Below are 9,423 nucleotides of genomic sequence, written 5' to 3'. Positions count from 1 at the left end.
TTCCCATGATTGCCTCCTGTCTCGCATGGCGAGAAGGCACATGGGACTATGTTATGACATCGGATGTGCCCGCATTCTGCGACACTGACAGACCTAATGCCTGGTGTTTGGCATTAAAGATGACAATCAACCAATCAACGCTTTTCTCTAAAATCTATACAAAGTCGCCTCTAAAAACTATTCCGCAAATCCTCTGAAAGCTATAATGGCTTTGTAATGTCATTACCGCAGATGGAGCGCGACGCATGGAACAGGGAAGCCTCAAGCCCAAGAAGTACATGCCCAGGCTGGTCGACAGGTTGCTGTCGCGTGCGCTGGACGATTTCGGGGCGGTGGAGGTCTACGGGCCCATGTGGTGCGGGAAGACGTGGACCTCCCTCTCGTTCGGGCGAAGCGTCACGCGACTAGCTGAGCCAGACGTGCGAAGGGTCGCAGAAGCGGACCCGTCGATCGCCTTGCTGGGCGACAGGCCGCACGTCATCGATGAGTGGCAGGACGTCCCGTCCGTGTGGGATGCCGTCCGCAACTTCGTGGACGACTCAGGGGGCGAAGCGGGCCTGTTCATCTTGACGGGATCATCGTCACTAAAGCGGGACGCCGTCGCCCATAGCGGCGCAGGTCGCATCCTGAGAGTGCCGATGAGCACGATGACGCTTGCGGAGACCGGCGAGTCTTCGGGCAAGGTGTCGCTTTCGGGCTTGTTCGAGGGGCGGTTCGAACCGCAGCTCGTCCAGCAGAAGCTTCCCGAGCTCGCATCGATAATCTGCCGCGGCGGCTGGCCGGCACTTCAGGGAAAGAGCAAGAGAGCCGCGACCGCCTATATCGACTCGTACTTCGACGCCGTCTTCGATGTGAACATCCCGAAGAGGGGGCTGGGCGGTCAGATCGCACGAAGGGTCGCCCTCTCGCTGGCCAGGAACGTGGGCACGTCCGCCAAGCTGGAGACCATCGCAGAGGACGTGTTCTCCGAAAGGCCGACGGATGCCATGAAGAACGCGGTCTCGGAATACATCACCGCTTTCGAGCGCCTGTACCTAATACGTCCCATAAGGGGATGGGATGCCCCGATCCGCTCCAAGAGCCGCTTGAGGGTGAAGCCCAAGCGGTACTTCTCCGACCCGTCGCTGGCAGCCAACCTCCTGCGCACGAACGACACGCGGCTATTGGAAGACGGCCAGCTGTTCGGCATCCTGTTCGAGTCCCTGTGCATGCATGACCTCTCCGCGTACGCCTCCCTATTGCCCGAGGCCCCGCGCGACGCTCTCCATTACTATCGCGACTCCGACGGGCTCGAGGTGGACGCCGTCATCGAGCTTCGCGACGGCAGGTGGGCGGCGTTCGAGGTCAAGCTCGGGGAGGCTGGGGTCGATGCCGGCATCGATGCGCTGCTGAGGCTGAAGAGGAAGGTCTCCTTGAACCCAGCTGCCCGAAATCCGAGCCCGGAGTTCCTCGCCGTGCTGACGGGCGCCGGCGAGGTGGCGCGTTACGACAAAGAGGCGGGAGCGTACGTGATACCCGTAACGGCGCTTGCGCCGTAGCCCAGGGAGGCGATTCTGTCGGCCTCTGTCCGACCACTTGTTTCAAGACGGAGCGCTTCGTGGTATAAATCCATCGGTGGCGATTCGTCGCTACTTCCAAGCGCCGGGGGCTATCCCCCGGCAAGTCTCGCAGATGCGAGGCCCGAGATCTTCGTGGTAGATATACAGGAAGGACGAGAAGGTCATCGCCATCGACTGTCCCCTGGTCGCCTTGTAGTCGGCCTCCCAGGCTGCCGCAGCTTCCACAGTCTCGAATCCGCGGCGGAACTTGTGCTGCTCGTTTCCTTCCTTGTCCTTGCATCTGAACTGCACGGTGAATGTGCCGTTGGGCATTTCCCTAACGGTCATTGCCAGTCTCCTCTCTCGTCGGTGAGCCTCCGAAGAACCTCTCCTCGAAGAAGTCGTTGCTCACCCTTCCGGTGCAGCTTGCAGCAAACGGACTCTGCGATAAGGAACTACGAGCTGGGGAACAGAGCGCCCAGCGAGACTCACATAGGGAAGATCGCCGATGCCCTGGACATGGCCCCCGAGGCCTTCATGGGCATCACCGTGGCATCTGGCAGGGAGGCGCTCGAATACCTGTTCAGGATCGACGAGGCGTTCGGGTTGCGCCCGCGGCTCGAAGAAGACGGGAGCATGTCGCTGGCGCTGGACCGCTCCAACAAGAAGGCTCCGAAGATGCACGCCGCGCAATCAGAAAACATCGATGCCAACGGAAGGCTCGACGTGCATCGTGAGTTCATCGTAGCCGCCGACCGTTCTGAACTCTATGTCATCCCAACTCTCGCCGACCCTGCAGAACTCGAACGGAATACCGCTCTCTTCGAGCTTCTCAAGCGCGTCCAAGACGTTTGCGACATCTGCGAGGCGGCGAAGGCCGAGGGCATGCGCAGCCATGACGCCGAAAACTGCGGGATACGCGAGCACACGAAGGGAAAGAGCGGCGACTCGTCATGCCAAGAGCAAGCCGTTTTTGGAGTAAAAACACCCTCGGAACTGCTCATCATTCCGCTCCGAGCCCATCCAGGTCGGTCTTATTCTGCAAGTTGCGGCGCATCATTTATCCCCCAACGCTGAGCAGGGCTTTCCTCTGCAAGCCACCCAAAGGAACCGGGGGTGATTACAAAGTGATTACAAATCCGGGCAAGGCGGCCGAAATCGCCAAAAGGGATAGTCGAGGGTGGCTTGCATCGCCCAACATGGTTGTGCATGGGTGCGCATGGGTGGACAACCGACACGAACCGCTAACACCTTTTTAGGATAAAACGAATCATTTCCCCTGGTGAGAGAGCATGAAGAAACTCTCCGTATCGGCGTGATTCGGAGGGTTCTCAAGGCGTTTTACTCCTTCAAGTTGCAGATAGCTTTCATGCCCTATGCTCACCCATGTTCACTTGTGTTCACTAGGAGTCAACGATGGTGGATTGCGGTTCTGGCCTGGGAATTTCATTCCCATTCGATCGTCGCAACGTTTGATTTCCGTGCTATGCGTATTACTTCGTCTATCTCGTATCGCTCATTCCTATGCGTGTTCAGATGTTACAGTATCGTTTTGAACTCACCCAGATCAGCTAGCAAGACGGCACGACACCGGAATAAATTCCAAGCATCAATACCAGTTCTCTGAGCTGGTATTTTTACTATGTCTTCCCGCTATCTGAGTTCACGGCTCAGAAGGAGGGCTCCTATTTCCCGAAGATTAACTCTCCTGGAATAGCTAAGGAGTAAATTCCGCATAGCGGAGTAAAACGACGACCAGCTCAAACGAGAAACGCTGAGTTCAAAGTGAGTTCAGATTGAGTTCGCCCCTGCAAGCAATGCAGGTATGTCATCGGAGAAGCTTACCCGCGGCACCGACAGCTGCATGAAAGACGTGGCGCCAACGAGATCGATTGAGGTTATTTGAGCGCAAATATCTTGCCTCACTCTACTTCTCGACATCCTTTGCAATCGAAATGCACTGCGCCACCACGGGATTGGAGCTCCTGGGGCATACTTCGCAAAGAAGCAGCTTCTTCGCATTGGAGCGAAGCTGATCCGATTCCTCAGCGGCTAGATCGAAGTAGAAGTCCTTTTCGTGTGATTTGTTTGCATCATAGATCAACCTTACGCGTAATCTATAACGTCCGTGATCCCAAAAGCACAACTCCTTTAGCTGTCGCATCAGGGCATCAATACCGCCAGCATGCGGAAGCCCATCGAACCGATCGCTTGGTCTCTGCTTTTCTAGGGTTTCGGGCAGTTCGACATCGCCCAAAGCTAGCCTGCGGTTATAGGCATCGTGGAACGCTGAATTATCGAGAGGCTCAAAATGGACAGAGAGCGGAACTAGAGCATTAGCGTCTATCAGCAATGGATGAGCAGGGGTCATGCTATTGAGGTTGATAATGCTTCCCATGCCGTTTGCCCAGTCCGAACGAACGGGCTCCATGATGACCCATCGCATCCTCATAAGCTCGCCACTAGCCTCATGAAAAACCTCTGCCTCTATGCTCCGGACTACGCATGGGGCGTTTTGGCATAGTATCGAGAAATTGAACCTTATGCGATTGCCCAATGTCGAATACATAACCGTCAATGGCTGATGCTCGAACTCGTAGATATCGAGCTTTGGCTTCTGTAGCTTTCTGTAGATATGGCCAGCCAAGGGAATCGCAATAGAGGTAATGATCGCGATACAGGAAATGATAAGTGTCAGCATTTCGTATTTTGCCACTGATAATCCTTCAATCGGAGTGTTCATCAGACGAGCAGCGTCTTTTGCCCTACCTCAAGCTACCGGATAATACCTGCACGAACAATCGATGTCCCACGGACACAACTGTATCTTGAGGTAGTCGAATTATACAATCGCCTCACATAAGAGAAGCGCGAGTGCTATGTAGATGAAAACGTGAGGTAGTGAGTCCAGGTTGAGTTTATGCGAGCGATTAGCAGAAGATCCTAATGACTTCGAAATTACGGTGCCAAATTGGCACCGCTGGTCTGACCTGGTGATTCTTCGAGAAAATGAGGGCTGCACGCTTTCGCAGGCCCCTTCGCACCCTCAGGCGCCGCGCCTTGCGAGCAGGTCCTCGTAGCTCTTCGGCGCAATGCGCACGAGGCGTCCCACGTGTACGGCCTCGAGCACGGTCGTCTTTACCATGCAGGATGATCATGAGAGTGCCCAGGAATTGACGTACCCGTGCTCAAGGATTAACTCCATACCGCTCAATACATTGCGAAACAGCGCTTAGGAATTAACATCGGCATCGGATATACGCATAAAACTAATCCTCTGCAGACGCAAGGTCATTGATCTCTGATTCAAGCTCCGAAATGCCCGACATCAGTTCACTGAAATCAGGAGCACTGCCAAATATCATGTTTTGCATGGATGCATAGTCTTGCTCAACCAGAGGCATGGCAATTTCCGGAGGTACAAGCCTCAACGTTCCAGGAGCGCATAGATCATATCGAGCGGCGTTCGACCGCCAAAACGTCATCTTGAAATCAACTACGCTCTTAAGGAGACCCGTATCACTTAGCGCCCTCTCTTTGACATTGGAATGCGCCAGCCTGTAGAGGTCGTAGTAGTGACGGGAATACCTGGAAGGGAACCTGCCGTTTGTGCGGAATGCCTCCTTGTGCAAGATAGTCGCCTTTTCCCAGAACGTCCTCTCGGGAGATACCGTACGCACGGATGTTTCTGACTGCGCAAAAGCTTCCGGGAACTCTTGGGCAATATAAGGGCTGATACGTGCCACTGTCGTGGGCGTCCATGCTGCGAGAGCGCCCGTCTCCAGCCTTATCTCCTGCAGAATGGAATCATCAGAAAAGGACTGGGGGTAAAAGAATCTGAGCGTTTGAGAATCTTCTTCGTCGATCCTCAGCGTAGAGTTGGCGATATTTTGCTCCTCAAGGTACGTCTGCATTTCGAGCATCAACTTTTCGCGCAGAAACGATGCGGCATCCTCGTTAATCTGCTTTATGAACGCATCCTGCTTGGTGTTGCTCCTTTTCTCCCAAGGCTCTTCAGCTCCATACCCAAGAAGTCTCCAATCAAAAATCAGGTCAATGTCTTCCGAAAAGCGCTCGATGAGGTTAAAGCCCTTTGACAGGCTCGTGCCACCTTTGAAAGCGAACGAGTCCTTGTATGCAGACTTCCCGAACAGGTAATCGAGAGTCCAGCAAACCCAGAAATCCTTCTCGACAATGGCAGGGTGCATTCCTTTCTTTCGCGCAGCTATGATTAGCGCATCCGCACGATCCTGCTGCGGCAATACCGCAAACTCACGCATGCTACTCCCTCCTTTTCTTCATATCCTTTACTGCCTCCCGCACCCATGCCGTGGCGTTACGAGTCTCGTACTCAAGCTTTTCCATCTGAGAATCGTCAAGCCGGGACGAGATGATGTCGAGCTTGTCCTTCGTCACGCCGTTTTTGCCAAGCGCCTTCAACGCCTGTACCACGGTAGCGGAAATCGGATTCAATCTCGAAAGGTCGCGATTTGCTGCATGCCGAAACTCAATCGTATAAGGACCGTACTGATAAGTCCGATACGGCCCGTCGCTCACATAGCGCATAATCGAAGGTACTTGAGAATCAACGCCTAGTCGATTAAGAGCCGTATCCCCATACGGAGCAATATGCCACCCGAACTTCCGAGCAAGGGTCTCCGCTATCTCATCTGGACTCGCCGGTACCGCCTCATCCAAAAACACGCTCCGCCGCGGCTTACGATAAAGCCCACGTATGGGCCGTTCCAACTCACCAGTCTCCACCATTCGAGACAGCGCCTTACGGACAGCATCTGCTGATCCCGCCTCAATAAAATCGGCTGGCACAAAAACCTCTCCTGGCTCTGCTTCGTAAAGTATTTCCGCTATTGTTCTTCGCTCGCGCACTCCGTAATCCTTTCTATGTCACAAATACTATATCATTTTTGTGACATAGAAACTACAGTGGTTAACTTCAAATAGTTCAATTGGCCGTATGGGATCTCTGTTGTGCAGTTTGTCATGGCACGCGGGCACATCACGACGAAGGGGTTCTCCGGCCGAACCGGCAAAGGCAACAAACTATACGCCCGAACTTTGCGGCGACTCGTCAACAAACAGACCCTTGCCTGGCACGAAACAACATCAAACAACCCCTCGCAGCGCTACATGCTCGCGAAATGACGGAGTAAGGCGGAGTAAGGCGGAGTAAGACAGGTTCTCGTGGCAGCACAGATGTCATTCGATATTACAAGAAGATACTAGGCACCATCGAATCCAATGATGCCATGACTCGCAGATGTGACGATTACGCTGCGGAGCATTCTTACGTGGGGGGCATTTCCCTTGCCGACGCATGCCGAACGACGAAGGAGATCATGACCCTGATGGGCACATCGGAAGCACCCGTTCGTTGATCTCTTCTGTCAGCGGCCGCAAACACTTAGCGTATCGATACGCACTCGACGAACTTCATGCTGCAAGCAGAGTCATGCAGCCATAAATGTTTCTATTGGTTGCGCATGGTATTCCGCAACAGCCCCGACACGCTTGCTCTGACAATCAATCTGCAACCTACAGTTGCAACTATGCGCAAACCAAGCTTCGCAGAAGCTCGTCATCAAGGCGCATCGGTGATTTCGGGAAGAGCGCATACTGCCAGTGGCGCGAATCAGAAAACTACGGTGACAAATTGGCACCGTTGGTCTGAACTGGGATGATGCTTGAGAAATGGCTGGCTCGCCGCGATCGGCGCGCCAGCTGACGCCCTCAGGCGCCGCGTCTTGCGAGCAGGTCTTCGTAGCTCTTCGGCGCGATGCGCACGAGGCGTCCCACATGCACGGCCTCAAGCCTGCCTCCGCGAACGAGCTTGTAGACCATGCTCTTCGAGACCTGGAGAAGTAACGCGACCTCTTCCGGGCTCAAGAGCTGCACCTGGCCCTTAGGCGCGCTCTGTCGCTCCATCCTGCGAAAGTCTACGTGCGCGTTGCTTGCGATTGTCGAACTGTTCATGGAAGTACCTCCTTCTTCCTGGCGGCATGCCCTTCGCTTCCGCCCCATGGCAGACACGGCATGGAGCTGGCGCAAGCCGCAAGGGCCAAAGCGCCTTCTTCGCAAAGGGCGGCCTCGCCCGCAACCTGCACAATGCCAACCGTGCTTGTGCGGGTTTTGCGCAGGAAGCCGCGCCTTGCGGCGAGCCGACTCCATGCGAGAGTGCTCTGCGTGGGGGCGGGTGAAGGGAATGGTGATCAGAAGAGGTGGGCGTAGAGCGCAGTCGTCAGTTGCGATCTAGGCGCGCTTGGCTTCGAGCCTGATGGAAGAGCGGTCGGCGAGCTTGCGATAGCCGGGGCCAAACCACAGCGGAAGCTCCTCTTGACGCACGATGAGCGGCATGCGGTGGTGGATTGGCGCCATGTCGGCGTTCGCCTCGGTGGTCACCATGGAAAACGTGCTGCTCCTCCAGATGCAGCCGATGAGGACGACGTTTTGACCAGGAACACAAAACTCGTACTGGCGCTTGACGGGCCTGCCAGTCTTCGGCGAAGGATAGGTCTCCTCGCGGTGCGTTTCGAAGAACGCGCGCACCGGGATGACGCAGCGGCGATGTTCCATGGAGTCGCGCCACGTGGGCTTTTCCGTGCTCTCGATGCGCGTGTTGAACACGACGCCGGGCTTCCACGACTCCTCAAACCCCCACGAGAGCTCACGGGCGGAAAGCGCTTCGGAAGCGAGGGCGGGCGACGCAAGGGCAGTGTCGAACTTAGGAACGATGAGCGGGGCAGATGCCTTCGGGTATGCAAGAGGCCTTCGGGCAGGCCAATCCGGCTCGATGTTCACGGGCGAGTTGACCTCGATCTCCCGGATGACTTCGAGCACCTCGTCGAAGGTGAGTATGACGCATCTTCCGCACATAGCGCACATGATAGCAGCACGATGGTGGTGCCTTGCACTTGAAGCCCGTTGTTATCGTTGCTGTGAACATCTTCGAAGTTGCGCCGCCCTTAGCGGTGACAATGGGGGTATTTTGCCACAGAGTCACCGAGAACTCGGAAACAATGAGCTGATAGAACACGCCATTACCCTTCTCGGAAAGGAAGCCTTCTGCCATCTAAAGGAACGACCCAAAGAAGCAAGGAATCACGCTCTTGCAACCCTTCGTGCATTCGGTATGCCAGTTCGTCAGATCGAGCGAATCGCAGATATTGGCAGAGACATCACCAGTCGGGCGAAATGTGTGTGCGACAAAATGACCTGACCCTATTGTCACCATCTTTCTACTAATTTAAACAGCAGTTTTAGAACAAATGTTCTATTCCCACTCGATAACATAGACGGGATATAACCCCAGGTCAAAACGGGAATAAATGCCCGAGGAGGATGCAAGTCGGTTGCAGAAAGACACTGCTCGCTCCATCCCTCGTTTGACACTATCAAAGAAACCTGATGACATACTCAACCAGTAAGCACAGGTACTAATATAATACCATCAAAGTCGAACGAGAGCAGGTCCCAAAATGACAGACTACAAGCCATACGAAGCAATGCATGCCGTCTTCGGCGAGCCCGAGCAAGGAATCGCCGACGGGCAGCTCTTCACGAGCACCGGCGAGCGCGAGGTATACATCACCAACGACGGCGACACCTACACCGTCCTCTCCTTCGATGGCGAAGAAGTTGGCAGCGGGACGAGCGTCGCCGCCGCTCTCGAAGCCACGGGAGCCGACGGCTGGGACTTCTGCCGCTGGCTCGAAGCATACGACGAGCAATTCTCCGCGGTCCAGGACGAGGACACCTGGGACCCGGACTATCTCCGCGAGGTCACCGAGGACGAGAACATCTTGACGGACGAGCTCGAGGACATCATCAGTGCCTGCGAGCAGAACGCATAAACAAAAACCGGCGAGCA

At 55.1% G+C, this 9,423-nt stretch carries 10 protein-coding genes; 4 read left to right on the top strand and 6 right to left on the bottom strand.

The window, feature by feature from the left end; all coding sequences use genetic code 11:
• Together G7Y50_RS11955 and G7Y50_RS10095 are read left to right on the top strand one after the other, a co-directional pair.
• Window positions 1–197 (top strand): hypothetical protein (locus G7Y50_RS11955; RefSeq protein ID WP_206214832.1); only part of this gene is annotated, 197 nt, incomplete at its 5' end.
• A 48-nt stretch (window positions 198–245) separates the two neighbouring features.
• Window positions 246–1,538: an ATP-binding protein gene (locus G7Y50_RS10095; protein WP_165055107.1), complete on the top strand. Its 1,293-nt coding sequence runs from the start codon at window positions 246–248 to the stop codon at window positions 1,536–1,538.
• Window positions 1,539–1,628: 90 nt separating this feature from the next.
• On the opposite strand, the gene G7Y50_RS10090 is transcribed toward G7Y50_RS10095, so the two are convergent.
• The gene (locus G7Y50_RS10090) at window positions 1,629–1,886 is read right to left on the bottom strand and encodes an Arm DNA-binding domain-containing protein (protein WP_165055103.1); all 258 of its coding nucleotides are present in this window, start codon (window positions 1,884–1,886) and stop codon (window positions 1,629–1,631) included.
• A gap of 78 nt (window positions 1,887–1,964) precedes the next feature.
• Between G7Y50_RS10090 and G7Y50_RS10085 the strand changes: the two genes are divergently transcribed.
• Complete coding sequence (locus G7Y50_RS10085; RefSeq protein WP_165055100.1) at window positions 1,965–2,615, top strand: hypothetical protein; 651 nt, start codon at window positions 1,965–1,967, stop codon at window positions 2,613–2,615.
• An 850-nt stretch (window positions 2,616–3,465) separates the two neighbouring features.
• Here the strand turns inward: G7Y50_RS10085 and G7Y50_RS10080 are convergent.
• From G7Y50_RS10080 to G7Y50_RS10060, 5 genes are all read right to left on the bottom strand, one after another.
• Window positions 3,466–4,254, bottom strand: coding sequence for a hypothetical protein (locus G7Y50_RS10080; RefSeq protein WP_165055098.1), 789 nt, complete (start codon window positions 4,252–4,254; stop codon window positions 3,466–3,468).
• Window positions 4,255–4,807: 553 nt separating this feature from the next.
• On the bottom strand, window positions 4,808–5,818 hold the full coding sequence (locus G7Y50_RS10075; protein ID WP_165055095.1) for a nucleotidyl transferase AbiEii/AbiGii toxin family protein: 1,011 nt from the start codon (window positions 5,816–5,818) through the stop codon (window positions 4,808–4,810).
• Window position 5,819: 1 nt separating this feature from the next.
• Window positions 5,820–6,425 (bottom strand): DUF6088 family protein, encoded by a 606-nt coding sequence (locus G7Y50_RS10070; RefSeq protein WP_165055092.1) that lies wholly within the window; start codon window positions 6,423–6,425, stop codon window positions 5,820–5,822.
• A gap of 861 nt (window positions 6,426–7,286) precedes the next feature.
• On the bottom strand, window positions 7,287–7,529 hold the full coding sequence (locus G7Y50_RS10065; protein ID WP_206214831.1) for a helix-turn-helix domain-containing protein: 243 nt from the start codon (window positions 7,527–7,529) through the stop codon (window positions 7,287–7,289).
• A 276-nt stretch (window positions 7,530–7,805) separates the two neighbouring features.
• The gene (locus tag G7Y50_RS10060; RefSeq protein WP_206214830.1) at window positions 7,806–8,429 is read right to left on the bottom strand and encodes an SOS response-associated peptidase family protein; all 624 of its coding nucleotides are present in this window, start codon (window positions 8,427–8,429) and stop codon (window positions 7,806–7,808) included.
• 602 nt (window positions 8,430–9,031) lie between these two features.
• Here G7Y50_RS10060 and G7Y50_RS10055 point away from each other — a divergent pair.
• Window positions 9,032–9,406, top strand: coding sequence for a hypothetical protein (locus tag G7Y50_RS10055; protein ID WP_165055084.1), 375 nt, complete (start codon window positions 9,032–9,034; stop codon window positions 9,404–9,406).
• Window positions 9,407–9,423: the final 17 nt, after the last annotated feature.

The sequence above is a fragment of the Adlercreutzia sp. ZJ176 genome (assembly GCF_011038975.1).
Lineage (GTDB): Bacteria > Actinomycetota > Coriobacteriia > Coriobacteriales > Eggerthellaceae > CAAEEV01.
The sequence above is the reverse complement of the archived record's forward strand: the minus strand, read 5'-3'. Positions and strand labels throughout refer to the sequence as shown.